The organism is Alcaligenes sp. EGD-AK7 (genome assembly GCF_000465875.3).
Lineage (GTDB): Bacteria > Pseudomonadota > Gammaproteobacteria > Burkholderiales > Burkholderiaceae_B > Alcaligenes > Alcaligenes phenolicus.
Map to the genome: position 1 here is coordinate 1 of NZ_AVOG02000036.1, position 693 is coordinate 693.

General features: G+C 66.1%; 1 protein-coding gene. It reads right to left on the reverse strand.

Going from position 1 to position 693, the window contains the following annotated elements; translation table 11 throughout:
* On the reverse strand, positions 1 to 693 hold a 693-nt coding region (locus N879_RS14385), incomplete at both ends, for an IucA/IucC family protein (RefSeq protein ID WP_022983403.1).

The following is a 693-nucleotide window of genomic DNA, read 5'->3' on the forward strand; positions in this document are numbered from 1 at the left end:
ATCGCCGGGGTCGCCTGCATGTAATAGGGCGACAGCCCGCGCATGAAGCCCATGTTGAGGATCGACAGGGCGGTCTTCACGTAGCGCCGCTGCGGCTCGCTCTGGTTGAAGAAGGTGCGGATCGACTGCTGCGCCAGGTAACGGTCGTTGCTCAGGCCGAGATAGACGATCTGCCGGTTGGCGATCTCCGCGGCGAAACCGATGGCCAGGATGTTGTGCCACTGCCAGGGATGCGCCGGCATCAGCAGATAGTCGTCCGGATCGAGCTGCAGCGCCTGCAGCTGGTTGTGGAACACGCCGAGCTGGCCACCCAGTTCCTCGCGCAGCAGGGTCGCCTGGTCGAGCCCGTCGATGGCGCTGTAGCTGGCGCGGCTGCGGTGCACGGCGAGCCAGACCAGACGCACCGGGCTGGCGGCTTCCGGCGCGTAGGCGCGGTAATCCTGGGCGTCGAAGCCCATCCGCCCGTTGTTGGCGACGAATCCCGGGTGGCCTTCGCGCATGCCGGTCTCGATCTGCTGGAAGTCCGACAGGGCCAGCTGGGCCGCGCTCAGCGGGCTGTTGGCGAGCTTGTAGGCGCTGCCGAACAGGGTGCTGCTGATCTCGTCCAGGTAGAGCGGCAGGTTGGCTTCGGAAAGGCCGAGGACGTCGCTGAACTCGATGATGAATGCAAGGGCATCCAGCGGCTGTGGTTCC